General features: G+C 58.5%; 27 protein-coding genes. 14 read left to right on the forward strand and 13 right to left on the reverse strand.

The window, feature by feature from the left end; translation table 11 throughout:
• The first annotated feature begins 2 nt into the window (after nt 1-2).
• The gene (locus tag QWU44_RS01740) at nt 3-3,197 is read left to right on the forward strand and encodes a DNA translocase FtsK (RefSeq protein WP_370913982.1); all 3,195 of its coding nucleotides are present in this window, start codon (nt 3-5) and stop codon (nt 3,195-3,197) included.
• Between the two features lie 228 nt (nt 3,198-3,425).
• Nucleotides 3,426-4,487 carry a TerC family protein gene (locus tag QWU44_RS01745; protein ID WP_370913983.1) on the forward strand — a complete coding sequence of 354 codons (1,062 nt, stop codon included), beginning with the start codon at nt 3,426-3,428 and terminating at the stop codon, nt 4,485-4,487.
• 93 nt (nt 4,488-4,580) lie between these two features.
• On the opposite strand, the gene QWU44_RS01750 is transcribed toward QWU44_RS01745, so the two are convergent.
• A complete protein-coding gene (locus tag QWU44_RS01750) occupies nt 4,581-4,874 on the reverse strand; it encodes a YciI family protein (RefSeq protein WP_370913984.1) in 294 nt (97 codons plus the stop codon).
• Between the two features lie 80 nt (nt 4,875-4,954).
• Between QWU44_RS01750 and pgsA the strand changes: the two genes are divergently transcribed.
• The 4 genes from pgsA to QWU44_RS01770 all read left to right on the forward strand — a co-directional run bounded on the left by pgsA (nt 4,955) and on the right by QWU44_RS01770 (nt 7,496).
• Complete coding sequence (gene pgsA, locus QWU44_RS01755) at nt 4,955-5,521, forward strand: CDP-diacylglycerol--glycerol-3-phosphate 3-phosphatidyltransferase (protein WP_370913985.1); 567 nt, start codon at nt 4,955-4,957, stop codon at nt 5,519-5,521.
• A 4-nt stretch (nt 5,522-5,525) separates the two neighbouring features.
• Nucleotides 5,526-6,059: a CinA family protein gene (locus QWU44_RS01760; RefSeq protein WP_370913986.1), complete on the forward strand. Its 534-nt coding sequence runs from the start codon at nt 5,526-5,528 to the stop codon at nt 6,057-6,059.
• Between the two features lie 102 nt (nt 6,060-6,161).
• A complete protein-coding gene (locus QWU44_RS01765; RefSeq protein WP_370913987.1) occupies nt 6,162-6,488 on the forward strand; it encodes a helix-turn-helix domain-containing protein in 327 nt (108 codons plus the stop codon).
• Between the two features lie 156 nt (nt 6,489-6,644).
• Nucleotides 6,645-7,496, forward strand: coding sequence for a PspA/IM30 family protein (locus QWU44_RS01770; protein WP_370913988.1), 852 nt, complete (start codon nt 6,645-6,647; stop codon nt 7,494-7,496).
• A gap of 123 nt (nt 7,497-7,619) precedes the next feature.
• Here the strand turns inward: QWU44_RS01770 and QWU44_RS01775 are convergent, their stop codons facing one another.
• From QWU44_RS01775 to QWU44_RS01785, 3 genes are all read right to left on the reverse strand, one after another.
• Nucleotides 7,620-8,246: an energy-coupling factor transporter transmembrane protein EcfT gene (locus QWU44_RS01775; protein ID WP_370913989.1), complete on the reverse strand. Its 627-nt coding sequence runs from the start codon at nt 8,244-8,246 to the stop codon at nt 7,620-7,622.
• A complete protein-coding gene (locus tag QWU44_RS01780; RefSeq protein WP_370913990.1) occupies nt 8,246-8,938 on the reverse strand; it encodes an energy-coupling factor ABC transporter ATP-binding protein in 693 nt (230 codons plus the stop codon). The genes QWU44_RS01775 and QWU44_RS01780 overlap by 1 nt, the downstream gene beginning before the upstream one ends.
• Nucleotides 8,939-9,119: 181 nt before the next feature.
• Nucleotides 9,120-9,716, reverse strand: a complete 597-nt coding sequence (locus QWU44_RS01785) for a biotin transporter BioY (RefSeq protein WP_370913991.1) — start codon at nt 9,714-9,716, stop codon at nt 9,120-9,122.
• 106 nt (nt 9,717-9,822) lie between these two features.
• Between QWU44_RS01785 and QWU44_RS01790 the strand changes: the two genes are divergently transcribed.
• The 3 genes from QWU44_RS01790 to QWU44_RS01800 all read left to right on the forward strand — a co-directional run bounded on the left by QWU44_RS01790 (nt 9,823) and on the right by QWU44_RS01800 (nt 12,191).
• Nucleotides 9,823-10,029 carry a DUF3046 domain-containing protein gene (locus tag QWU44_RS01790; protein WP_370913992.1) on the forward strand — a complete coding sequence of 69 codons (207 nt, stop codon included), beginning with the start codon at nt 9,823-9,825 and terminating at the stop codon, nt 10,027-10,029.
• 362 nt (nt 10,030-10,391) lie between these two features.
• Entirely contained in the window at nt 10,392-11,495 is a 1,104-nt protein-coding gene (gene recA / locus QWU44_RS01795; RefSeq protein ID WP_370913993.1) for a recombinase RecA, read from the forward strand.
• 105 nt (nt 11,496-11,600) lie between these two features.
• Nucleotides 11,601-12,191, forward strand: coding sequence for a regulatory protein RecX (locus QWU44_RS01800; protein WP_370914292.1), 591 nt, complete (start codon nt 11,601-11,603; stop codon nt 12,189-12,191).
• A 90-nt stretch (nt 12,192-12,281) separates the two neighbouring features.
• On the opposite strand, the gene QWU44_RS01805 is transcribed toward QWU44_RS01800, so the two are convergent.
• The 4 genes from QWU44_RS01805 to gluA form a co-directional block, all read right to left on the reverse strand.
• Nucleotides 12,282-13,226: an amino acid ABC transporter permease gene (locus QWU44_RS01805; RefSeq protein ID WP_370913994.1), complete on the reverse strand. Its 945-nt coding sequence runs from the start codon at nt 13,224-13,226 to the stop codon at nt 12,282-12,284.
• A complete protein-coding gene (locus QWU44_RS01810) occupies nt 13,227-13,910 on the reverse strand; it encodes an amino acid ABC transporter permease (protein WP_370913995.1) in 684 nt (227 codons plus the stop codon).
• A gap of 59 nt (nt 13,911-13,969) precedes the next feature.
• Complete coding sequence (locus QWU44_RS01815) at nt 13,970-14,857, reverse strand: glutamate ABC transporter substrate-binding protein (RefSeq protein ID WP_370913996.1); 888 nt, start codon at nt 14,855-14,857, stop codon at nt 13,970-13,972.
• Nucleotides 14,858-14,935: 78 nt separating this feature from the next.
• Nucleotides 14,936-15,664, reverse strand: a complete 729-nt coding sequence (gene gluA / locus QWU44_RS01820) for a glutamate ABC transporter ATP-binding protein GluA (protein WP_370914293.1) — start codon at nt 15,662-15,664, stop codon at nt 14,936-14,938.
• Nucleotides 15,665-15,905: 241 nt separating this feature from the next.
• On the opposite strand from gluA, the gene miaB reads away from it, so the two are divergent.
• Together miaB and QWU44_RS01830 are read left to right on the forward strand one after the other, a co-directional pair.
• The gene (gene miaB, locus QWU44_RS01825; protein ID WP_370913997.1) at nt 15,906-17,453 is read left to right on the forward strand and encodes a tRNA (N6-isopentenyl adenosine(37)-C2)-methylthiotransferase MiaB; all 1,548 of its coding nucleotides are present in this window, start codon (nt 15,906-15,908) and stop codon (nt 17,451-17,453) included.
• An 84-nt stretch (nt 17,454-17,537) separates the two neighbouring features.
• Nucleotides 17,538-18,317, forward strand: coding sequence for a hypothetical protein (locus tag QWU44_RS01830; RefSeq protein ID WP_370913998.1), 780 nt, complete (start codon nt 17,538-17,540; stop codon nt 18,315-18,317).
• A gap of 3 nt (nt 18,318-18,320) precedes the next feature.
• Here the strand turns inward: QWU44_RS01830 and QWU44_RS01835 are convergent, their stop codons facing one another.
• Both QWU44_RS01835 and QWU44_RS01840 read right to left on the reverse strand, forming a co-directional pair.
• Nucleotides 18,321-19,463: a GNAT family N-acetyltransferase gene (locus QWU44_RS01835; RefSeq protein ID WP_370913999.1), complete on the reverse strand. Its 1,143-nt coding sequence runs from the start codon at nt 19,461-19,463 to the stop codon at nt 18,321-18,323.
• A gap of 49 nt (nt 19,464-19,512) precedes the next feature.
• Nucleotides 19,513-20,835, reverse strand: a complete 1,323-nt coding sequence (locus tag QWU44_RS01840) for a DUF349 domain-containing protein (RefSeq protein ID WP_370914000.1) — start codon at nt 20,833-20,835, stop codon at nt 19,513-19,515.
• 162 nt (nt 20,836-20,997) lie between these two features.
• On the opposite strand from QWU44_RS01840, the gene QWU44_RS01845 reads away from it, so the two are divergent.
• From QWU44_RS01845 to dapF, 3 genes are read left to right on the forward strand one after another with little or no spacing between them, the layout of a single operon-like run.
• Nucleotides 20,998-21,633, forward strand: coding sequence for a hypothetical protein (locus tag QWU44_RS01845; RefSeq protein WP_370914001.1), 636 nt, complete (start codon nt 20,998-21,000; stop codon nt 21,631-21,633).
• A complete protein-coding gene (gene miaA, locus QWU44_RS01850) occupies nt 21,630-22,544 on the forward strand; it encodes a tRNA (adenosine(37)-N6)-dimethylallyltransferase MiaA (protein ID WP_370914002.1) in 915 nt (304 codons plus the stop codon). The genes QWU44_RS01845 and miaA overlap by 4 nt, the downstream gene beginning before the upstream one ends.
• 3 nt (nt 22,545-22,547) lie before the next feature.
• Entirely contained in the window at nt 22,548-23,444 is an 897-nt protein-coding gene (gene dapF / locus QWU44_RS01855; protein WP_370914003.1) for a diaminopimelate epimerase, read from the forward strand.
• Nucleotides 23,445-23,525: 81 nt separating this feature from the next.
• Here the strand turns inward: dapF and QWU44_RS01860 are convergent, their stop codons facing one another.
• The 3 genes from QWU44_RS01860 to QWU44_RS01870 form a co-directional block, all read right to left on the reverse strand.
• Nucleotides 23,526-23,930 (reverse strand): hypothetical protein, encoded by a 405-nt coding sequence (locus QWU44_RS01860; protein WP_370914004.1) that lies wholly within the window; start codon nt 23,928-23,930, stop codon nt 23,526-23,528.
• Nucleotides 23,931-23,951: 21 nt separating this feature from the next.
• A complete protein-coding gene (locus QWU44_RS01865; RefSeq protein WP_370914005.1) occupies nt 23,952-24,497 on the reverse strand; it encodes a hypothetical protein in 546 nt (181 codons plus the stop codon).
• Nucleotides 24,498-24,577: 80 nt separating this feature from the next.
• Nucleotides 24,578-25,324 (reverse strand): hypothetical protein, encoded by a 747-nt coding sequence (locus tag QWU44_RS01870; protein WP_370914006.1) that lies wholly within the window; start codon nt 25,322-25,324, stop codon nt 24,578-24,580.
• Nucleotides 25,325-25,419 lie beyond the last annotated feature (95 nt).

The raw sequence follows: 25,419 nt of genomic DNA on the forward strand, positions 1-25,419 counted from the left end.
TCATGCCAGCTAAGAGTCGTCCCGGATCAGCACGCCGAGACAAGAATCGTCCCGGAAACTCGCGTAGTCAACGGAGTACTCAGGCGGTGCAGACCCGTTCAGCACAGCGTGCGTCCGCAACGACCGGGGAACGCACTGGAAGTGCCTTCGGCCCGATCAGTGGTGGTGTTCGCGGTTTCTTCGGGTCTGTGGCGCGAGGTCTCGGAAATACCGCCCGCTCTGTAGGTTCGCGGAGTTCTGACACCCCATTGACGGAAGAGCGTACGGAGGAAGCTCAGTTGCGTAAGGGAATACCGCGGCGCAAGTCCTCCGAGGGGGGCTCCGCAGAGACGACTCGGGCTGCTGAGGATACCCGCCGTGGTGGCTCCGGTGAAGCGGATGATCCTGAAGGTCATGACGTTGAGGAATCGCCTGTTGGTAGTCACGACGGTGCCGGCCTAGTGCTCATCGCGCTGGCGGTGATTCTCGGAGGAGCTGTGTGGTTCAACATCTCAGGTCCCGTGGGACGTGCTATTGACGGGGGAGTACGCTGGCTGATCGGCGCGGGAGCTCTCGTTCTTCCGATCGCACTCGTCACCATCGCGTTCTTCCTCATGATCGGCGGTGGGCGTGCCAGTGGAGGGACGTCCTCCGGGTCCCCGCGAATCACTGCGGGACTGGTACTTATCATCGTCTCGATGCTCGGACTCATCCACATCTTCGCCGGGTTACCGAGGGACATCCCTGGGCGACACAGTGCGGGTGGGATCATTGGCGTCCTCGTGGGAGATGTCGTCGCCAGGGGATTCACCCCCTACATAGCGGTTCCTCTGTTGTTACTCGTCATCGTCTACGGTGCACTGAAAGTAACGGACATAACGGTCCGTGAGCTCGTCATGCACCTGAGTCGAGGCCGGGAATACCGTGCTTCGGATAACGAAGTTGCCGCAGATAGCGAAAGCACACAACCGTCTTTCCTAGGGGGAATCGCATCCTTCTTCGGGTTCGGCCCTCACTCCAGGAGCACCGAGTCGGACGTTAACGACGAGGACGCTGATGACGTCGCCGACTTCTCCGGCTACGAGGAGACTTATCGCCCCACCCATCGCAGTTCGGTCAACCGTAGGCATACGAGCCCAATGGAGGCGTACCCGCTTACCGATGATGATGACGAGGATGACGGTGCCGAAGTGCACACACTGTTTTCCGGGGGAGCCGCAGAGAAAGCTCAGCGATCCCGGAGAAAACAGCCACCTTCGGTGTCGGATACCAGTGAACTTCCCGTTGTCCCGGATTTATCCCAGCCAGCTCGGAAATCCCGGGAAGCCACGATCTCCGGATCAGGCAGCAAGATACCTGTTGGTGACGTGGTGGATACGGCGGTTGGAACGGTTGCAGGTGCGGTGACCCAGGCTGCTACAGGTACCGGAAACGCGGGAGCGGCGGCCGCTGCCGTTACACGAGGGGTTGAAGATGCGGTAGCGGCGTCCAGGGAAGCGGTACGGCAGGCGATCGTCGCCAGATCCGGGGTCGATGCCGCAGCCGTTCCCGCTTCGGTCCCGGTCAGTGAGCGGCCGGGGACTCGCCCGGCCCAGGCTGACACCACCCAACAGAACACTGAGCCAACCAGATTCTCGGGAACCGACAGCTATGTTGTCCCGAGTGCCGACATGCTCATTCCCGGTCACCGGCCAAAGACCCGCTCCGAAGCCAATGATCGGATGATCGAGGCAATTACCGCGGTGTTCAACGAATTCAACGTCGATGCCTCCGTTGTCGGGTTTTCCCGGGGACCGACGGTTACCCGCTATGAGGTCGAGTTGGGCCCCGGTGTCAAGGTATCGAAGATCACGAACTTGCAGTCGAATCTCGCCTATGCCGCCGCAACGGACAATGTACGCCTGCTCACTCCGATCCCCGGCAAGTCACTCGTCGGTATTGAGGTCCCGAACAGCGACCGGGAGATGGTTCGTCTCGGAGATGTGCTTAATGCTCCCGCGACCGTGGGAAACCATGATCCGATGCTCATCGGCCTGGGAAAGGACATTGAAGGGGAGTTTGTCTCCCACTCCATGCAGAAGATGCCGCACCTTCTGGTTGCGGGTGCCACAGGTTCGGGTAAATCGGCATTCGTGAATTCGTTGCTGGTCTCCCTGCTCACCCGTGCCACGCCTGAGCAGGTGCGTCTGATCTTGGTCGATCCGAAGATGGTGGAGCTCACTCCCTATGAGGGAATTCCGCATCTGATCACGCCGATCATCACACAACCCAAAAAGGCTGCGGCGGCGTTGCAGTGGCTCGTGGAGGAGATGGAGCAACGTTACATGGACATGAAGTCTGCTCGCGTCCGCCACATCAAGGATTTCAACCGCAAGGTACTTTCAGGAGATATAACCGCCCCCCAGGGGTCTCAGCGGGAGTACCGTCCCTATCCCTACATTGTCTGTGTTGTCGATGAGCTCGCGGACCTGATGATGACTGCTCCGAAGGAAATCGAGGATTCCATCGTCCGGATCACCCAGAAGGCACGTGCTGCCGGCATCCATCTGGTTCTGGCCACCCAGCGTCCGTCAGTAGACGTGGTCACGGGTCTGATCAAGACGAATGTTCCCTCTCGCCTGGCTTTCGCTACCTCTTCACTCACGGACTCTCGCGTGATTCTCGACCAGGCCGGAGCCGAGAAACTCATTGGTATGGGTGATGCGCTCTTTATCCCGCAGGGTGCCGGAAAACCACAGCGTATCCAGGGTGCATTCGTGACCGATGAAGAGGTTCAGGCAGTTGTTGATGCCGCGAAGGCACAAGCTGAGCCTGATTACACGGAAGGAGTGACTGAGGATAAGGCCTCGGAGTCCAAGAGAAATATCGACGATGATATCGGAGACGATCTCGACGATCTGCTCCAAGCCGTCGAACTTGTTGTGACCAGCCAGTTCGGTTCCACATCAATGCTGCAGCGGAAGCTCCGCATCGGCTTCGCGAAGGCCGGTCGACTCATGGATCTGATGGAGACCAGAGGGGTTGTCGGTCCTTCTGAGGGGTCCAAGGCCCGCGAGGTGCTGGTCAAACCCGAGGAACTGGACACGATCATCTGGATGATCAAGGGAGGAGACCCCGAGGAGGCTCCGAAAGACGATGATTTCGGTGAAAGCCCGAATGAAGATGGCGGTGGCGGCTCTACCGTCGTCAACGCGAACCCCGCGGGTGGAATCTTCTGACCGGGTATAGCGCATCGTTGGCGCCGGTCGGTACGGTCGCTGTAGAGTGGTTCCGGTCATGGAGGGGAGTACCCCACCTATCGGCACCGGTCGTCAACACGGAAATCGGTCGTCGTACCGTACAACCGGTGCCCGGCACGATTTCCCGGCCGTGTCGGCTATCCAGCCGGGTAGCGGGGGAGACCTCCGGTTTTCACGTCATATTCTGAGACCGGAGGTCTTTTTCAAATGGAAGTAAACACCTTCACCTGGGTCATCACCGTTATTGTTCTACTCGGTTTCATCGCCTTCGATTTCCTGAGTCACGTGCGTAGCCCGCACGAGCCGACCATGAAGGAGGCTGCGGGGTGGATGGTCTTCTATGTCCTGCTCGCATGTCTGTTCGGTGTATTCCTATGGTTTACCTGGGGAGGCTCGGAGGGGAGCCACCAGCACGGTATTGAGTTCTTCGCCGGTTACATCACAGAATTGTCACTGAGCGTGGATAATCTCTTCATTTTCGCCCTGATAATAGGGTCCTTCAAGGTGCCACGGGCTTACCAGCAGAAGGTACTGCTCATTGGCATCGCACTGGCGTTGCTTTTCCGGGGCATCTTCATCGGACTCGGCGCTGCGGCGATCAATGCGGCGAGCTGGGTCTTCTATATTTTCGGGGCGTTTTTGCTCTATACGGCGATCAAACTCATTGTTGACGAGGTTCGAGGGGTCGAGGAGACCCAGGTTGATGACATGCTCGTAGTCCGGACGGTTCGAACGGCTGTCCCGGTGTCGAGTGCCTTCGACAGGGACAAACTGTTCACCCGCATTGATGGCCGGAAGATGGTCACTCCGTTGATGATCTGCCTCGTGTGTATCGGATTTATAGACCTCATGTTCGCGTTTGATTCGATTCCCGCTATCTTCGGGCTGACCAGGGAACCGTACATCGTGTTCACCGCGAACGCCTTCGCTTTGATGGGGTTACGCCAGATGTACTTCTTATTGGATGGACTGCTGGATCGGCTTGTCTATCTCCCTTACGGACTCGGGGCAATTCTCGGTTTTATCGGTGTTAAGCTCACACTCCACGCGATGCATGAGAACAGTCTCCCCTTCATCAACGGCGGGCACCCGATTCATGTCCCTGATGTTTCTACCGCGTTCTCCCTGGTGTTCATCGTGGTGACCCTATTCCTTACGACCGTAGCCTCGGTGATCAAGACGAAGCGGGACGCGGTGCAGGGTGCCGTTCCGCCAAAGTGGAACAAAGCGAAGGATATTCCGGAGGAACCCGGTACCCACGTCTCCTAGAAGTGTCCGGGGGTAGAAAAACAATGATGCCCTCCCGGTACTTGGTCGGTACCGGGAGGGCATCATTGTTTTCTATAGTGGCCCGGGGATATCTCACCCTCCGAAGACATTGAGAACCGGGTTCCAGGAATGGAAGAACCGCGCGGTGAGCGCGCCTTCGGTGTGGAAGGGATCCCGATCCATGAGTTCGCGTGCGTCATCAAGTGTCGAGGGTTCGGGTAGCCGGATCACAATCAAGGCACCGCCGTCACCATCGGTGTACGGACCCGAACCGATCAACTGCCCTTTTTCCTTGAGTTCTGCGAGAAACTCACGGTGACGTGGCCGAACTTCGGTGATGAGAGAAGAATCTGCCGGATAAGCGTACTCGACGACGAAGGTGTTCATGTCCACCGATTATAGCCCTGGACACCTCCTGACGGCGTGGTCCGACAATGTGAGTACTGTAGGGGAGTGTGAGTGGTGCCATGAAGAAAACCAGCGGAGCAGCGGAGTCGCCGTCTAACCTCAATTTGCCCAATGTTCTCACCTCTCTGCGGATCATCGCAATCCCGTTGTTCGTGTGGTTGGTGCTCCGGAGTGGTAGTGAGCATGCGGGCTGGATGTGGGCTTCCTTCGTGCTCTTCATCGCCTTGATGATCACGGACAAACTTGACGGTGACATCGCACGTGCCCGTGGTCTCGTAACTAACTTCGGTAAAATCGCCGACCCTATCGCCGATAAGGCATTGATGATCGCGGCGCTGATCAGTCTCAACCTGACGGGCGCGCTGTGGTGGTGGGTGACCGTTCTCATCGTGGTGAGAGAACTCGGTATCACCCTCTGGCGAATGGGGCAGCTCAGGGCGGGACGTGTCGTTCCGGCTTCCCGGGGCGGAAAACTCAAGACTGTACTTCAGTCGGTCGCTGTTGCACTGTATCTTCTTCCACTCCCCGGTTTCCTGCATCCTTTGGTTGTTCTCGTGATGCTGGTTGCTGTTCTGGTTACCGTGGCGACCGGGGTCCAGTACATTCTTACTTCCCGGCGTCGGTGATCCTGTGCAGAGCACTTTTCCGATCGACGAGGTTCTGCCTGAACGAGTTGTTGCCGTACTCCGGGGACGGGGAGACACCGTAGCGTTCTGCGAGTCTTTGACTGCGGGGCTGGCTACTGCCGTGCTGGCGGGTGTTCCAGGAGCATCAAAGGTTCTCCGCGGTGGTCTGGTTACCTATGCAACAGAATTGAAGATCACTCTCGCGGGCGTGGATCGGGATATCGTGGACACACACGGAGTTATTTCCCCGGAGTGTGCACAGGCGATGGCACTCGGAGTGAAGCGGGTTTGTGGAGCGGACTGGGGTGTCTCGCTCACGGGGGTCGCGGGACCCGATCCACAGGATGGGAAGCCAGTCGGGGAGGTGTGGATCGGTTTCTCGACACCATCGGGGGAAACCCACGCGTACAGGGCTAACTCGTTGCCGGATGGCGACGAGCTTCTCAGGGGGAACAGGAATGAGATTCGTCATGCCGCAGTTATGGTGGCACTGCGGCAGATGCTTCAGGAGTTCGCTAGAACCGAAACGGGCGCATAGCGTGGGGTCACGTCACGACGTAGTGGGTGAACTCCCGATTTTCTGAACGGAGTTTTCCGCTTTCAGGGAACAAACCCGACAGCTCATACGTTAGACCCAGTGATGGCTACTTACACTGCTCTTCTCGATCAGCCGGTCCGGGTACCGGCGCGTACTGATGAACCGAGAGAACCTCTCCTGCGTGAGGCACTCGGCTCCGCACTCCGTGCATTCCGTGCGGACCGGGGGATAACGCTCCGGGAACTCGCGGAGACATCTCGAGTGTCGCCGGGATACCTCTCCGAGCTGGAACGCGGCCGCAAAGAAGTCTCTTCGGAGCTCCTTGCCGCAGTCTGCCATGCACTCGGGACGAGTGTCTCAGATGTTCTGATCGAGGCGGCGGGCTCAATGGCGGTGCACACCGCTGAAGCTGATCTGGCTGCGGTGTAGTGTCGTAACCGTTAGATTGGTAATAGTTCCGGTCCTTTTCGGCTGGGGCGACGTCCGTACAATACCCGGGTAGGTTTTACGCCCGCACCGCATCACGCCCACCGCTTACGCCGCCGTGGGTTTTTGAGTTAATGAACGGAAGGCTCGATTCTTACTATGGCTAACCCCTTTGTCAAGGCTTGGAAGTACGTTATCGCGCTGTTCGACTCCAAAATTGAGGAACATGCTGACCCCAAGGTTCAGATTCAGCAGGCCATTGAGGATGCGCAGCGTCAGCACCAGGCTCTCTCGCAGCAGGCGGCGACGATCATCGGTAATCAGCGCCAGCTTGAAATGCAGCTCAATCGTCGTCTCGCAGACATCGAGAAACTTCAGGCGAACACCCGTCAAGCACTTGAGCTTGCTGACCGTGCAGCAGCCGATGGCGACATGGCGAAAGCTACTGAATACACCAATGCAGCAGAAGCTTTCTCTGCTCAACTGGTTACCGCGGAACAGTCGGTTGAAGATACCAAACAGCTTCACGATCAGGCTCTCCAGCAGGCAGCCCAGGCTAAGAAGGCAGTTGAACGTAACGCAATGATGCTGCAACAAAAGGTTGGAGAACGCACGAAGCTCCTTAGCCAGTTGGAGCAGGCGAAGATGCAGGAGAAGGTCTCCGAGTCACTGCGTTCGATGAACTCCATGACTGCGTCCGGCAGTACCCCTAATCTCGATCAGGTTAGAGAGAAGATTGAACGCCGCTACGCCAATGCCCTGGGCCAGGCTGAACTCGCCGAGAACTCCGTGGAGAACCGTATGGCTGAGGTTGAACAGGCTGGAGTGCAGCTTGCCGGGCACAGTCGTCTCGAGCAGATTCGTGCCCAGATGGCCGCTGAAAAGCTCGGCACGGGTAGCCCGGAGCGGCAGCTCGAGAACAGCGGAGGAGAGTCTTCCAGCCCGAATGTGACAACTTCCGCTGTTGAAGAAAAGATGCGGCAGCTACGCGAGGAAAACAGGGACAAGTAGTAGTTCCACCTCGGTTTCGGGAGAAAGGGGTGCGGCCGGTGACTACACCGCTGCCGCATCCCTTTTCATCCTGAACTCATTCTGAAAGTGGGGGCAACCGTTGTCTGCGGGTGAGGAGAAGCATCAGTCATCGACGCCGCGTGCGAGGAGTGCGTCCGAGATCTGTTGAGCTCGCCGAATAGACCTGATGATGACGGGCGTCCCGAAAGCGGTCACCGACACCGTGGCGCCCCGTGCTTTCCTGGCATCCAAAACTTCACGAACCGTTGCCAACTGTAATGGTATGAGCCTGATGGTGAGCGACATCGCCAAGCTTATCTTCCCGGCTGGGATTCCGAGCCTTTCGAGCGGGCGGAGGCTCTCTTGAAGTGCATCCATCATCGCAGAAACCCGGGTGGTCAGGGTGAGGAGTGTCGCGGCCATGATTGATGAGGTAATCAACAGAAAAACAAGGGCTGCCGAGTGGAAATCTTGTTGCCACCATTGGAAAGCGGCGAAGAACCCGAGCAAGGGCAGTGCAGGCCAGATCTGGCCCCACGCGACCCGCACCGGAATTCGTGCAGCAGCGACGAGTATCGATACTGCGATGACACAGATGACTGCACCGGAAACAGTCTTTATGAACAGGGTGGAACCGACAATGTAGCTGATCAGCGCTGCGAACTTCCATGATGGGCTGAACCGGTGGATGAAGGTGTTACCGGGAACGTAAACTCCCATCGGGATCGCTGTGAAACCTGGTCCGGCCATCAGTTCTCCTCCCGCAGCATCTGGTTTCGGTAGTCGTGTATTACCTGGTGGGGATCTCCATCTGCGACGATCCGGTGATCATCTATACAGAGCACCCTGTCGAAACCCGTGAGAAAATCCAGGTCATGCGTGACGACGATGAGCTGCTGATCAAGTGAGTCAAATTCGCGGCGGATGCGTAGCCGGTTACGGAGGTCCAGGAGGGTAGTCGGTTCATCCGCGATAATCACTGCAGGCTCGATTATCAGGACCGCAGCGAGCGCGAGGAGTTGTTTCTCGCCGCCCGAGAGGACGTGAGGGGAGGAATCCGCTAGTTCCGTGAGCCCGAACCGTGCCATCATCGCTGCCACTCGGGCGTCACGTTCTTCTCGGGACACCTTCATTCTGCGGAGGGAGAAAGCGATGTCTTCGCGTACTGTCGGCATGATGATCTGGTTCTCGGCATCGGAGAAAACGAACCCGACTCGGCGTCGGACGTCACGTCCGTGGGTTGCCGGATTGACCCCGTCGACAGTGACTTTTCCCGATGTCGGTTCACCCAGTCCATTGATCATCCGGATCAGCGTAGATTTACCGCCGCCATTAGCTCCGATGATCCCGATCCTTGACTCAGTGAGTTCCAGAGATAAAGGCTCCAGCACTGTTTTTCCTGCGAAGCTGGCAGAGACCTCTTCAAATACGATCCGGGGCATGTGTTAGGGCACCTTCCAGAAAAAGAACCCCGCAGCCCCGGGAATGGATGTATTGAGCTATCTATTTGGGTACTCTCATGCGCGGCCGAATCATGCAGAGTTTCGAAGGATATCAGTCCGGTGCGTGCAGGTTTCCCTACGTCGGGGCTGCGACGCAGGGAAACAGGGTTATCCGAAACCCCTATGCAGTTGCCGCGTGCCCGGTCTTCCGTGGACCGAACTTGCGTAGATCCGGTAGCGCTGTGTGAACCCCGACCGCGATCGCAACACCGAGAATAAGTTTGACCACGGCACCGGGAATGAAGGGGATCTGAACCTTGAGTGCAGAAACAAGGGTCATGTCGGCACGCCACATCAAGCCTAGAATGCCGAACAAGTACTGGACCAGCAGCGCTGCGAGGAAGGCCAGTGCGAAGTTGAGGGCCATCGCGCCTCGGTTACGAGGTGCGCGGGCACTGAGGAAGCCCGCGATCAACGGGGCGAGGAGATAGCCGAGCAGGTATCCCACGGTCGGGCCGCTGAGGGCAGTGAGGACACTCTTTCCCTGGGAGAGGACAGGTAGTCCGACGATACCCAGGAGGAAGACGATCACCAGGGCGAGAAAACCGCGCCGTGGGCCGAGGATCAGTCCGACGACGATACAGGCTGCATTCTGCAGAACGATGGGGACACCGGCGGAACCGACGGGAATAGAGATGTACCCGAGGACGATAATGAGGGCCGCGAACACCGCTGAATAAGCGAGATCGCGCACATTGAAGATTGTTTTGTCATTCATGGGTGCTGACACTACCCGGTGGTGCTGCAGTTGAACAGTGTTCATGCAGGGGAACAATACGACCGTCCCGATCGATGAAGCGTGAGGCGACTGTAGTATGTCGGATATGCGTCTGCACCAGTTCGACCGACTCATCGACTCGGAATTTGGGCATGCCCACGGACGTTGGCTTCTACGCACACATGTTCTCTCGCGACTCGGGAAAACTCCTGTTGAGCTGATCGATGCCGGTGTTGACCCTAGGGATGTCTGGTGGGAGATCTGCCGTGACTTCGAGATTCCAGAGAATCGTAGGTTGGGTCCCGATGAGTGATCAACCTGTCCCGTTCGCTTGGTGAAGGGGCAGGGAGCACATTGATGTCGAACACTTGTGCGTGTAAGATCGGGCACTGTTGCGCTCGTGGATTAATGTGTTGGCTGACGTCCCGGAGGGACGGTCCGACGATGCAGGTCCGCACCATCTCATCAGAGCTTCGGTTGCCGGGGTAGCAAACATCATGTCGCCCCCGTTCGAGGTGAATTCAGGGTCCGCTGGATCCGCCCCGACGGTTCTCCGGTCCGATAGGTGTCAGGGTTTTGGCCGGTCGGGTAGCGACGGTCTGCACACGGTCCGAAAATCCCGGGCATTCGAACTTTTCCCATAACACCGAGACAGAGCACGAGGTTCCCATCGCAATGGCAACGAAGAAGAAGACCAACGCGGCATCTACTGGCGATGAGCGCCGGAAGGCCCTTGACGTCGCCATGTCCAGAATCGAGAAAGACTTCGGTAAAGGGGCGGTGATGCGGCTAGGGGACGATAACCGTCCACCGGTGAAGGCCATCTCTTCCGGGAACACCGCCATCGATATCGCACTGGGGGTAGGTGGTTTCCCTCGGGGACGAATTATCGAGATCTACGGTCCCGAGTCTTCTGGTAAGACCACCGTTGCCCTGCACGCTGTGGCGCAGGCGCAGAAGGAGGGCGGGATCGCTGCTTTCATCGACGCGGAGCACGCACTCGATCCGGAATATGCGCGCAAGCTCGGGGTGGACACGGACAATCTTCTGGTTAGCCAGCCGGATACCGGGGAACAGGCGCTGGAGATCGCTGATATGCTCGTCAGATCCGGAGCTATCGACATCATTGTCATTGATTCTGTCGCGGCGTTGACTCCGAAAGCCGAGATTGAGGGAGAAATGGGGGACTCCCATGTTGGGTTGCAGGCTCGACTCATGAGTCAGGCTCTCCGGAAGATGACCGGTGCGCTGCACAATTCCGGAACAACGGCTATCTTCATCAATCAGTTGCGTGAGAAAATCGGTGTGATGTTTGGATCGCCTGAAACCACGACGGGTGGAAAGGCCTTGAAATTTTATGCTTCCGTTCGCTGTGATGTTCGCCGGATTCAGACCCTCAAGGACGGTCAGGATGCAATCGGAAACCGTACTCGGCTCAAAGTCGCCAAGAATAAGGTGGCACCGCCTTTCAAGCTCGCGGAATTTGACATCATCTACGGTGAGGGTATCTCCAGGGAGTCATCGATCATTGATCTTGGTGTTGAGAACGGCATCGTCAAGAAGTCGGGCTCTTGGTTTACCTACAACGGTGATCAACTCGGGCAGGGCAAGGAGAAGGTACGTCTTTACCTGAAAGATAACCCAGATATTTCGGATGAAATCGAGCACAAGATCTTCGCAAAATTGGGGGTGGCGGGTCATACGGATGATGATTCGTTGAGCGATGATCCGGTTGATGTCATCCCAAATGTGGATTTTGATGACTCCGACGCTGAATAGAAAGCGTGAGGATGATCTGTTTCCGGATAGCGAGCTTTCTTAGATTTGTGTCTCGGGATGGGAAATTGAGGAGGAACGGTAGTGGTGGTACGTACCGGTGAGACGATGAGAGGTAACCAACCGTACACACTCGACTGTCTCCGGGAGTTGGTGGCAGCAGTCGGCGCGGACTGTCCCGGGGCCATTGATTCCGAAGATGAGAAAGCTCGGGCACAGATTCGTCACCGTGCCCTCCTTCTGCTCGATCATCGTTCGAGATCTAGACATGAACTGACAGAGCGTCTCCAGCAACTCGATTTCTCTCCGGGGCTTGTATCGGATGTATTGGATGACCTCCAGCGGACGGGCCTCATTGATGACCGGAATTTTGCGACCGAATGGGTGCGGCAACGGCATCATCGTCGAGGAAAATCACGTGCGCTTCTCGAAAACGAACTCCGTGATAAAGGCGTAGATGCAGGGATAAGGGTCGAGGCGCTCGGTCAAATCGCGGAGGCTGACGAACAGGAGATGGCCATGAGACTCGCCCGTAAGAAAGCCCGTACTACGGTGCCGCGCATCCCGGAAGATCGCAGAGCCCGGGATAAGGCTCTCCGACGCATACTGGGCGTACTTGCCAGGCGGGGTTTTCCTCATGAGATGTCGATGGAAGTTGCCGATACAGCGCTTGATGAACGGATCTCGGAGCTCCGGTGAAAACACCCAGAAGCCTCTAGGAACGTTCTCTCATGGTGCCGCCGCCTCTGGCGGGGTCTTCCGCCGGGTTTGAGGCCAGGAAAAGTAGGATCACTCTCCCTGGGAACGAAGATCACGGTGCAGCGGGTCATGCCAGTCGACCACGGCCCGGTCCTTCGTTTCGACACCTTGATCGGGGTGTTCGGGTACTTTCGCGACGATGAGTTTTCGGGCACGCCCGGCACGGAGTTGACGCTCGATCCGCTCAGCCAGGAGCGTGAGCGCGTAGTTGATCGTGATCATGATCACTGCAACGAGGATGAGCGCGGGAAGATAGTTCCGATATGCGGAAGCTGACTGTAACCCGGAACGAACGATCTCAATGTATCCGATCTGGTAACCCAGCGCGGCGTCCTTGAGCGCGATGACCATCTGTGAGATCAGCGCAGGCAACATCGCTGCCACGGACTGCGGCAATAGGACCGACCAGGTTGTCTTCCGGTGAGACATCCCGAGGGCCCGGGCTGCTTCCATCTGCCCCCGTGGCAGTGACCTGATACCGGAACGAAGGATCTCGGCGATCACGGAGCCGTTGTACATGGTGAGCCCGAAGACGACAGAGGAAAATGCGAGCTGTGATGAAGGAACGACGTTGTATACCGCGAACATCTGGTAGGCGAAGATCATCAGGATGAGCACTGGAATTGCCCGGAAGAATTCCACGATGATACCGCAGAACAAGGAGAGCGGTCGACTCGGAGAAAGACGACCGAGTCCGAGAGCCGTTCCCAGGATGAGAGCGAGGATGATTGAGCAGAACGCTGATTTGAGAGTTCCCCACAGTCCCGGAATCAGGTAGGTACTCCAGGTCGTTGATTTCAGGAACGGCGTCCATTTCTCTGCCTCGAACTGCCCGTTGTCATGGAGAATCCGAAGGGCCCAGATGCTGATGATCAGTGCACTGATGATCGTGACGGTCGTCAGGATACGGTTTAACCATCGTCCCTTTGGCCCCGGTGCGTCATAGAGAACTGTTGCACGTACACTGCTGCTCATTTAGTGTCTCACCGCCAATTTCATCGAGTAGTGGCTGACCAGTAGCCCCATGGGAAGTGTGAGAACGATGAAGCCCAAGGCGAAGATCCCGAAGATCAGAAAGCCATGTGCGGCATGATTTTCGATGGTTGTTTTCATCAGCAGTGACGCCTCGGCGACCCCGATGACGGATGCGACCGTGGTGTTCTTGGTCAGGGCGATCAGTGTGTTTCCCAACGGGACGATTGCTGCGCGTAGTGCCTGCGGGAAGATCACCGATCCGAAGATCTGCGGGAAAGTCAGTCCCAGGGACCGGGCTGCCTCCGCCTGGCCGAAGTGCACGGTGTTGATCCCCGATCGAAGTGACTCGGCGACGAATGCCGAGGTATAGAGCACGAATCCGAGAACCGCTAGCCGGAAGTTGTTCGACTCGATGAAATGTGAGTTGTCAGGTGCAAGTGTGAGACCGAGATTTCCGTACAATCCGATTGAGCAGAAAAGAATGATTAGGGTCAACGGTGTGTTCCGTACGGTGTTGATGTACAGCACCGAGAGCCGACGCATGATTGACACCGGAGCCACCCGCAGTGCGGTGAGAAAGGTGCCGAGCAGAAAACTGCCGATGGCTGAGAAGACCGTTAGCTGGACAGTGACCCAAAAAGCAGGCCACAGGCTTGGTGCCAGGTCATTCCACATGGCGCTCATGAATGTGGAGGCTCCTTGTCGGTGTCGTGAAGGAACAGAGGCCGCTTGCCCCGGGTTACCTACTTGGCGGTCAGGAAGGAAAGATCGCCGGGAGTTCCCTCCTCGACGACGGAAGCGTCATCTCCGAGATTCTTCTTCAGTAGTTTCGTGAACTCGCCGGAAGAGTACATCTCTTTCAGGGCCGTGTTCACGGCTTCGGTTGAGGCTTCATCGCCCTTCTTCACGCCGATGCCGTAGTACTCATCGGTGAAAGGTTTGCCATCTGGCTTGACCATTTCGATGACGCGGAACTGATTGTCGTACTGGGCGGCGTAACCGTAGAGGATGGTTGCGTCTGTCGTGACGGCGTCAACCTTCCCTTGGCTCAACGCTTCGACGCAGGAAGCGTAGGTATCGTACTCCTGTAACTGGACACCTGTGAGCGCGTCCTTAACTTTCTGCGCCGGGGTGGAACCGGAAACAGAGCAGAGTTTCCCGCCCTTGTCCAGGTCTTCGAGGGATGAGATCTTGTCATCGTCTTTGCGTACCAGGAGTGCCTGGTGCGTGATGAGATAGGGGCCGGCGAAATTGACGGCTTCTGCTCGGGAGGCGTTGATCGAGTACGTGGCGGCGATCAGATCGACTTCACCATTCTTGATCATGGTTTCGCGCTGTGCAGATGGGGTTTCTCTCCAGGTGATTTTCGGGGTGTCCCAGTTGTTTTCCTCGGCGATGTGGTTCACGACGTATGTGGCGACGTCGACATCCAGGCCGGAGAAGGAACCGTCCGGGTTCCGGAGACCGAGGCCGGGCTGATCGAACTTGGTGCCGACGTTGACTTTGCCTGACTCAATGGAGCCAAGGAGTCCCGCGCTCGAGGAGTCACTACTGTCGCCGCAGGCAATGAGTGCGAGAGCAGTTGCGCCTGCTGCAGTGAGTGCGAGGGTCTTTCTGATGAATGAGTTCATGGCTGTCCTTCTATGTTGTGTCGGGGCGGATCGTGATCTGCCGGGGTAGTGGTGGAGTTTTTTGGGGGATCAGGATGATCAGTGACCGAGGATCTTTCCGAGGAAGTCTCGGGCCCGATCTGACTTGGGGCTGTCGAAGAAGGTAGCGGGATCTGTGTCCTCGATGATCGCACCGGCGTCCATGAACAGAACGCGATCGGCGGCTTTTCGTGCGAAACCCATTTCATGGGTCACGCAGACCATGGTCATTCCTCCCTCTGCGAGGTCGGTCATCACATCGAGAACCTCATTCACCATTTCAGGATCAAGGGCTGATGTGGGCTCATCAAAGAGCATGATCTTCGGGTTCATGGCGAGTGCCCGGGCGATGGCGACACGTTGCTGCTGTCCTCCGGAAAGCTGGGCCGGATACTTGTCAGCTTGTTCGGAGATGCCGACTCTCTCGAGTAGCCGCATCGCCTCGGCGTCTGCTTCGTCCCGTTTCATCCCCCGCACCTTCATCGGTGCCAGTGTCACGTTCCGTTTGATGGTCAGGTGAGGAAACAGATTGAATGACTGGAAACACATACCGACATCGGCCCGGAGTCGAGCGAGGTCTTTTCCTTCCTCGGGGAGGATCTCGCCGTCGATGTATATTTCACCGGAATCAATGGTCTCGAGGCGGTTGATGGTCCGGCACAGAGTCGATTTTCCCGACCCTGAGGGGCCGAGTACGACGACGACCTGGCCCTTCGGGACTTCGAGGTTGATGTTCTTCAGAGCATGAAAGTCGTCGAAGTACTTCTCCACGTTCCGCATACGGATCATGGTGTCAGTAGTGTTGTTCGCCATAGTCGAATCATAATGTAACTCATGACACATCTTGGGGTCTGGGGGTGCGTGACATTGTCCGACCTGTGTGTTTCTTTTCTGTTGCAGCTTGCGGGGGTGGTGGGTACGGGTAGTTGGCGACGTCTGCGGGGTCTTCACCAGCGGTATCGGGTCGTTGGTGGATGAGTGGCCGGGGAAGCTCGGCTGGTGGGGGTATTTGGGGCTACAATGGCGCACTGTGTTGAAGCAGAACCCGACATCCCAGCCCGCACGCACCTACGAAGTCCGTACTTTCGGTTGCCAGATGAACGTCCATGATTCCGAACGGCTTGCCGGTCTCCTTGAGGAGGCAGGGTATGAACGGGCGAACACCGGCGCTGAGCCGGACCTCGTCGTGTTCAATACATGTGCCGTCAGGGAAAATGCGGACCAGCGTCTCTACGGCAGCCTCGGTGCACTGCGGGCCGTGAAGCGCACCCGACCCGGAATGCAGATCGCGGTCGGAGGCTGTCTGGCCCAGAAGGACAAAGAAGTCGTGGTGCAGAAGGCGCCCTGGGTTGATGTCGTCTTCGGCACCCACAACATCGGTTCGCTTCCGGCTCTGTTGAACCGTGCTGCGCACAACCGGGAAGCGGCCGTCGAAATCGTTGACGCTCTCGAACAGTTCCCCTCGGTGCTCCCGGCAAAACGGGAGTCCGCCTACGCGGGATGGGTTAGTGTTTCGGTCGGCTGCAACAACACCTGTACTTTCTGTATTGTTCCTTCGCTCCGTGGCAAGGAAGCAGATCGCCGTCCGGGGGATATCCTGGCTGAAGTTCAGGCACTGGTGGATCAGGGAGTCCTGGAGGTGACACTTCTCGGCCAGAATGTCAACGCATACGGGGTTCATTTCGCCGATCCGGGGCTTGACCGGGATCGGTCGGCGTTCTCCAAACTGCTGCGGGCCTGCGGTGATATCGAAGGCCTGGAGAGGGTCCGGTTCACCTCCCCACATCCAGCGGAGTTCACCTCCGATGTGATCGACGCAATGGCGGAGACGCCGAATATCTGCCCGCAACTGCACATGCCTCTCCAATCGGGTTCCGATCGAATCCTCAAAGCCATGCGCCGGAGCTACCGGTCGAAGAAGTTCCTGGGGATACTGGAGGAGGTCCGCTCAAAGATCCCCCACGCGGCTATCACGACGGATATCATCGTCGGTTTTCCAGGGGAAACCGAGGAGGATTTCCAAGCTACCCTCGATGTCGTGGAGGCCAGCAGGTTCAGCTCGGCCTTCACCTTCCAGTACAGCCCACGTCCGGGGACGCCTGCAGCGGAATACGCGGATCAGATTCCGAAAGAAGTCGTCCAGGAGCGGTTCGAGCGTCTCATGGAACTTCAGGAACGTATCTGCGGAGAAGAGAACGCTGCACTCGTGGGGACGCAGGTTGAACTGTTGATTCAGGCAGACGGAGGCCGGAAGAACAGTCACACCAAACGGATCTCAGGGCGTGCACGGGACGGCAGACTTGTCCATCTCAACCCGGTCTCCGACCCGGAAAGCCCTGATGCGATCGACAGGGTGATTCGACCCGGTGACGTGGTCACGGCAAGGGTCACCGGATCTGCGCCGCACTATCTGATCGCTGATGCGGGGGTACTGACGCACCGGCGGACGATTGCCGGAGACATGTCTGAGGCGGGCAGAACCCCGACCACACGGCCGACCGGCGTCGGCCTCGGGCTCCCTGCATTCGGACGTCCCCCGGTGAAATCCACCCCCGTTGAAACCGGTTGCGGTTGCTGAGCCCCTCAGTAGGCTCCGCGGATGGCATAGTCGGACGTGTCCGTACCCCGATAAAAAATGTTTTGTGAAGGAGTATCCGACGTCGTGAGCGACAGAAACAGTTCCCCGGAGAGTTCCTCGAACGATCAAGGGGGGGAATCGACGGAAGACCGGCGTCGGCGGCTGCGTCAAGAGAAGCTGGCGCCCTACATGGACGATCTGCCTGGTGCAGAACGCCGTGCTGCACGGATTCTCGATCTCGGAACACAGCAGGTTCTGCTGGGGGTGGGGATGGTCGCTTTTCTCATGTCGCTCTTTCTTCCGCACTCCGGTCAAGTGCTTGGGTTGGATGTGTTGTTCTTCTCGGATACGGCAAAGAACTTCGTCACGACATGGCCGGAGCGGATCTACGTGTGGACGGGTGTTGTTGGTGTACTTCTGCTTACCGGCGCCACGATAATTACCCGTTCCGCGTTGATCGCTTACCTCGCCTGGTTCTTCTCTGGTACATGCATGTTTTATTCGCTGTTCGCTATCTGGATGCGCCAGTCGCGACCTCCGACGGAACCCGGAGTCGGTCCTTCGTATGGTCTGGTTCTCGGTGCAGTCAGCGTTACACTGGTGGCGTTGGCATTGACCCGGATCGTGCTCCGGCGCTCCAACTTCCAGATTGCTCTTGCTGAAGCCCGCCGGGAAACACCCCAGGAGAATACGGTGCATAAGGTCCAGCAGGAACTTCTCGCCGCCGCGGTTGAGCGCGACAGTCACGATGTCTACTCGGATGATCGGCGGTCCCGTGCTGCGAAACGACGCCGTGCTAATCGGGATCGCGCACGCCAGGAGGGTCGGAAACGACCGGAGGGATCCGTCGAAGGAACTGTCTGAAGTTCACCCGCCCTCGGTCAGATGCTTCTGCCAGTAGACGCTCCGTGCGAGTGTCTCCGCATTCCACTCTGCATTGAGTATCCGGATCGGGGCCACGGTTTCAACGGTTGATGTGTGGATCCGGTTTATCCCGGTATCTCGGGCAGTGCGGGCGAGCATGCTCTTCACGATCCTGGCGAATCCCCTTCTCCGATACGCGGGATCCACAACGGTGAGGATCTGCGCTGCGGCACCAGCAGTATCTTCCGGATGTCTGGACAAGGCCGATGCGGCCACGGGTATTCCCGACGTGTTTCGTACGACCGCCCAGAGAACCTCGCGTCCCGTGGCGCGTGTGTCGGCATCAGCACGGGCGAGACGTGCACTGTCCCAGTCCTGTGGCTGCGAGACCAGTTCTCCCGTCGGGACATCCGCGGAGAAGACCGTGAGTAAACGGCAGAGTCCGTTCATGAGCTGCGCGTCAGCACCGTCGGGCATCAACCCCCAGGCAGATTCCACGGTGTATCCGGGCGGAGGCTCCGGAACGGAGATCTGCGCGGGAATTGTCACCCGGCTCTGCTCTTCAACGAGGACAGGGGTGAACCCGTGGTTGCGGAACGAGAGATCGAGAGGGTCCGGGAACGATCCTGGAGGATACGTGAGTTGTCTCAACTGGATCACTGTGCGTCCGAGTGTCCGGGATATGTCTTCTACCTCCCGCACCAGCATGTCGACGATACCCCCACCGGTTTCGGTCAGCGATTCTCCCGGGAACGGAAGGAATGAGACGTCGAGGGTGATTTCGGCACTACATGTATCCCGATTCTCCCGGAGCGGAACGGAAACCGTGGCCCACCCGAGAGTCATTGGTGCGGAACCGTCACCGGTGACTGAGATCAGCGGGTATCCGAGTTGAGATAATGGAGCTGCACTGAGGATTTCGGAGGTATCGGGATCTTGGTCATCGACGATCATCAGACCCAGTACACGTATATCCGGCCCATCGGACAAGGCGTTGAGAACTGAAGCCACTGATACCGAGGCGTCTGTCGTTCCTGTGACTTGTTGACCGTGGAGACCGAGCATCATGGTCAAGTGCCGGACAGCATCGGAGGCATTGTCCGGGGGCGTACCAATACATGGCGTGGTGAAAAGGGCGGAGCGCATGGAAGGAGAGTCTAATCTTCCGTCCATGTGCCCCGGGAGAGAGTGGACTCTAGCGTTCCTCCACGGCTGCCTTCGCGGCCTCCGCCCATTCAGACCACTGTGCCGCCTGGGCACGAAGCTTCTCGGCTTTACCGGTGTTGCCCTGGGCCTCCGCAGCGTCGGCCTGAGCAGTGAAGTCCTCGACCTTCGCAGCGAATTGAGCTGCCCTGGCCTGTGCAGCAGGGTCGGTCCTCCGCCACTGGTTGTCCGCAGCATCCGAAACGCGTCGTTCAAGCCGGGCGATCTTTTCCTCGAACTCCTTCAACCGTGTCCTGGGGACGAAACCGATCTCCTCCCACTTCTCCTGGAGCTCGCGCAGTTTCCCACGTGCACCCTGGAGATCCTTCTCCGGATTGATTTGGGGATCATAAGTTGCGAGAAGCTCATCCTTCAGTCTGGCGTTCTCCGCGAATTCCCGGTCCCGTTCCTCGTTGAGTGCATTCCGGGCTTCGAAGAAGTGATCCTGGGCCCCCTTGAACCGTGCCCACAGTTTGTCGTCGACTTCACGGGGTGCGCGGCCTGCAGCCTTCCACTCACTCATCAGATCACGGAATGCGCGTGCAGTCTCGTTCCAGTCCGTCGAATCCTTGAGTATCTCCGCACGTTCCACGAGCGCTTCCTTCGCACGTCGGGCGGCTGCCCGACCACGATCAAGTTCGGCGAAGTGAGATCCTCGACGGCGATTGAACGCGTCCCGTGCACGGGAATAACGTTTCCACAGTGCATCATCTGTCTTGCGGTCGATGCCTCGGATCGACTTCCATTCGGTGAGGATTTCATGAAGCCGGTCTCCGGCAGGTTTCCAGTCAGTGGAGTTTTCACCGATCTCCTCGGCCTCCGTCGCCAGCGCTTCTTTGCGTGCTATCGCCTGCGCGCGTCGTTCCTCCTTGGCAGCCCTCGCCTTCTCGTCAGCGACCTCCGATTCGTCGATGATCTTGATGAGCCGCTGTTCGAGGGTATCGAGATCCCCGACGACAGCAGCAGTGGGGAGCGAATCCCGGAGCTGGATGGCGGTGCCACGGATATTCTGGGCTTCGTCCGGGTGAGCCTTCAGACGGGTCTCGAGTAGCTCAACCTCGGTCGCGAGATCATCAAACCGGATCCCGTAGTGTGCCAGTCCCTCCTCCGGGGTACCGGCCTGCCAGGAACCGACTAGGCGCTCACCTGTGCTGGTGGTGACATAGACGTTGCCGGTTTCATCCACCCGACCCCACTTGCGTGGATCCGTACGAGAGATGAGTGGTGTGACAGGTGCCTTCGGACGCGTGGCCGGTGTCGTTCCGGGCCGGGGTCCCGGTCGAGGGCCGGGCTTGGGAGTGGAGTTCGTGCTCATGGTCAACGTCCTTATGGGAATCATCGCCGCGCGACACGGCAGCCGTGAAAGGTAGGGGAATACTCAAGGGGGGTATCTCTCATCGAGAATACAGCTCGTATGACGAGAGCGTGAAGCATCAGGGGCACTTGCTTTGGGAAGTACGTGGTTTACTCTGATTCTGTGAGCACAGCAACCACCCCCATTCTGAGAGACCGGAGCTGCGTTCTCGTGATCGTTCCGGCTAGTCCCGCACTCGTGATAGCGGGCGGAGCAGATGCCGCCGGTGCGAATCTGAGGGGAGAGATTACGGGTATTCTGTCTCGGTACACTGAACCCCGTATCCATCTCGTCGGATCGCGAGATGACCGGTGGCGGACCCGGCACCGGGGATCTTTCGCCGCGTGGGGAGCCCCCGAGATCCGGGTTGGAGAAGGAAACCATCTTCCGGAACTGGTCCAGCGTTTCCTTCTAGGCCCAGATGCACAGGACCGCGTTGTCGATGTCCGAGGGGAGCTGGGCACTCCGTCGCCCGGGGTGCTCACGATCATCGCCATCGACGGCTCAGCCGGGTTGACTGCCCGAGCTCCTCTTGCGCTGGTGGATGGCGCCGAGGTGGCAGACACCTGGTGCCGGGCGGTACTACAGGGAAAGGTACCCGCTCCGGAAAATGCGGACAGACTCCGGACAAGGGGAATCATCGAACCTGGACTCTGGATGGAACTCGCTGAAATCCGGCCCCTTCGGGCAAAACTCTTCGCTGCGGACACGACACTGGGTGTCGGTCGCTACGTCGCTGAATGGGAGGTGCCCGCATGAAAGGTCCACGAAATACACCCGTAGCTGTGGTCGGCCCCACCGCATCCGGGAAGTCGGCGCTCGGTCTCGCACTCGCCCATGCCCTTGATGGTGAGGTGGTGAACGTGGATTCCATGCAGCTATACCGGGGCATGGACATCGGTACCGCCAAGTTACCGATGACGGAACGGGAAGGCGTCGTCCATCATCAGATCGACGTTCTCGACGTCACCGAGAATGCCAGTGTCGCGCGCTATCAACGTGAGGCGGTCGCGGATGTTCGGGACATCCTCTCGCGGGGGCGGACCCCGGTGCTCGTCGGTGGTTCGATGCTCTACGTCCAGGCGCTGGTTGATGACTGGTCGTTCCCACCGACCGACCCCACGATACGGGCGCGGTATCAGCGCCGTCTGGAAGAAATCGGTGTGGCTGCACTCCACGCTGAGCTCGCCGAGATTGATCCCGCTGCTGCGGAGGTGATCGAGAACAACGACCCCAGACGGACGGTACGTGCACTGGAAGTCGTGGAATTGACCGGGCGCCCCTTCTCCGCCTCTCAGCCCCCCATTGATGCTCCACCCCGCTGGGGAACCCGGATACTCGGGCTCGCTACCGACCCGGAATGGTTGAATCCACGCATCGAGCAGCGAACACACGAGATGTTTGACAGGGGGCTTGTCGATGAGGTCGAGTCTCTGCGGGAGCACGGTCTCGTAGCGGAGTCCACGGCCGGCCGAGCGATCGGATACGCCCAGGTCTTCGCCCACTGGCGCGGGGAACTGAACGCCGTGGAAATGGTCGAACGTACGATCACCGGAACTCGTCGCTACGTCCGACGCCAGCGGAGCTGGTTCCACCGGGATCCAAGGACCGTCTGGTTGGATGCAGCGGGGGACACCCTGGATCAGGCACTTCAATCACTAGACTCATGATCTATGACGAAACATCGACACAGATACTCCTTCGCCAAGGGCCACGGTACGGGTAATGACTTCATCATTCTGCCGGACCCAGACGTTAGGGTGGATCTCACACCCGAGCTGATTCGTGCCCTCTGTGACCGCCGTCGTGGGATCGGCGCTGACGGTGTCCTACGCGTCGCCCGCGCGGGGACTCTGACTGCCGCGGGTGTGCTGCAGTCACTGTCCGAGGGTATCCAGGACGATGACTGGTTCATGGACTATCGCAACGCCGATGGAACCGTAGCTGAGATGTGCGGTAACGGAGTAAGGGTGTTCGCCCACTGGCTCCGCTTCAACGGAGCCGTCGCAGAAGATACGTTTCGGGTCGGCACCCGCGCCGGGAGCAAAGCCGTCCGGATCGTTCGATACGACGGCACGGTGGCGGAAATTACCGTCGAGATGGGGGTACCGGAGGTTACTGGGGTGAGCACCTGCGATATTGCGGGACAACGGTTCGGTGGAATCGGCGTCGACATGGGCAATCCCCATCTGGCCTGTGTCCTTCCGGGCCTTGATCGGGAGACGCTGGCGGAACTCCCTGTGGCACAACCGGTATCCCTCGACGGAGATTTTTTCCCGGAAGGCGCGAATGTGGAGATCCTCACCGAACTCAGCGACGGAAAAATTTATATGCGGGTTCATGAACGAGGAGCGGGGGAAACCTTGTCCTGTGGCACCGGCACGGTGGCCGCCGCCGTCGCGGCTCTGGCGGATGCGGGTCAAGTCACCGGTGACGTGATCGTGGTGGTTCCCGGTGGCGAGATCAGGGTTGAGGTCCGCGAGGATGGTTCAACGCTGACCGGCCCTTCCCGGATTGTCGCCGAAGGTACCTTCGAACCGAATGCGCTCGGGTCTGCGCAGGATTACTGATCGGGACAGCTCCTACCAATTCCCGACGGGATCATCGCATGGTGGTTGAATCTCTCCCTATGGCGGGGCGAAAAATTAAGTTCAGGGTTTGCTCTGACCTGGAACTGCGACGAATGGTTCCAGCCCCGGAATCGGGTTGCCGCCGCGGATGACGTGAAACTCCAGCCACACCGTGAAGGCGAGCATGAAGAGTGAGATCACGACCGCTGCGATGGACATCAGAAGTCGTCGGCCTTGCTGTCCTTGAGGTATCTGACGTGCCCTGCGTACAGCGAGCAAACCGATGACAGTCGAGACACCGAACAAGATCCACTGGATCTGGGGTAATTCCTGCATGAGCGGAAAACCCACTCCGAGAATGCCGGTGATGCAGAGAGCGAAGATGGCGACGCCGTTGCCGTCGGGGATGTCAGCGAGTGCCGTGGGGATTGAACCGCGTGCGGGCTCGTTCCCGGAACTCGGGTGGAAATCTTCGGGATGCGTCATGGGAACATCCTAGAGGTGGTTTCACGAAGAACCGTAGTCTGTGCCCAGCCGGAGGGCCGCGCGTTTGGCGTGTACCCACGCCTTGCGTAGATCGAGTGCTCTCCGGTCGGTGACTCCGAGCAGGGTCTCGAGCTGAGGGACACTGAGGTCTGCAGTCAGGCGTTTGTCGAGCCTGGACACGAATCGGCGTGCGGTGGCGTACTCGAAATAGAACCGTTCGATGTCAGGTTCACTGCAGTCCGGGTCCGCCAGCGCGGGACGCTTGTGGGTTCGATCAGCGACGGAGTCCGCATCAGTTCCGTGGAGGAACCTCTCGAACTCATCGATGACATCAGTGATGTCCTCGGCCGACAACTTGATCGAGGTGGCCAGTGACTCAGCCTCTGCGCCATCCGGACGGTGGCGGAGCACGAAATAGGACATCGATATGATGAGAAAGCCGAGGATGATCCCCTCGAGTTTCATTACAACGGCAAGCAAGACACAGATTAGTCCGATCACGGCGAGCGCCCACACCGGAACAGGGATGGCTCTACCACTCCTTTCCGGGAGTGCGTTGTCGTCCATGGTCGCTCACATCCTCATTGCTCGGGGAATCCTACGGTGAAGGTCAAACCGTCTGGGTCGTGTGTACTGATTGATCAGACCTAGCCGCAGCCACCGGAACCACAACCACAGCCCCCGCCACCGGAACCACAACCAGAGGGCATCTTCACCGACGCGGTCAACATGACGGTGCCCGCGACGATGGAACCCGGGCCAGGAAGCTCCGGAGCTTCGGGTAGACATAGGTCCATCGGAAAAGGGGCTTCGATGTCGCAGTGAATGAACCGTTGCCCGGAGAGCGCGGTGGTTCGGTAATGAGCTGAGCGGATTTCTGCGATGAGGGTTGCCGCAGCATCCGGTGCGCGGGAACCGTCGCCGGAGAGAACGATCGCGGCACCGTGGCTGACCAGGATGCCAACCTCGCCTCCCTGCTCCGCCTTGAAATCCTCGACTGAACCGTAGACGGTGGTGTCGACCCCGAGTGCGGTGATCGCAAGCTGCTGCCACTGCTGTGCATTCTCGTCGACGAGTAGCGGCCCCTGTGCGAGATTTGCGGTCACTGATGCTACCCGCTCGCCGTCTCCGGTGACGACATCGCAGAAGGCGAGAACATCAGTGAGCATGTTCACGTGTCCGAGGGCATCCGTGGTGGACTGGAACCCCGCCCAGGTCGCGAACGGCTCGACAGCGAGAATGTTGATGCAGGCACCAGACGGGTCCGTGAACTGGATCAACTGTCCACCACGGACCTCTCCGGTCACCGACAATTGGCCAGAGGCTATCGCAGCCTCGACGGCATCCTGCCAGCGCTCGTACCCCAGTCCAATACTTGCGAGATCTTCACTCATGCCACTGATTCTAGGTGGTGGTGGTCTCAGAAGTCCGCTCGGGCACCTGTCTGGCTTCAGACGGGCATCGGAATGGCTCAGGGGCTGTGTCCAGC

Origin of the sequence: Corynebacterium sp. CCM 9203 (assembly GCF_041357675.1) — a bacterium.
Classification (GTDB): Bacteria; Actinomycetota; Actinomycetes; order Mycobacteriales; family Mycobacteriaceae; genus Corynebacterium.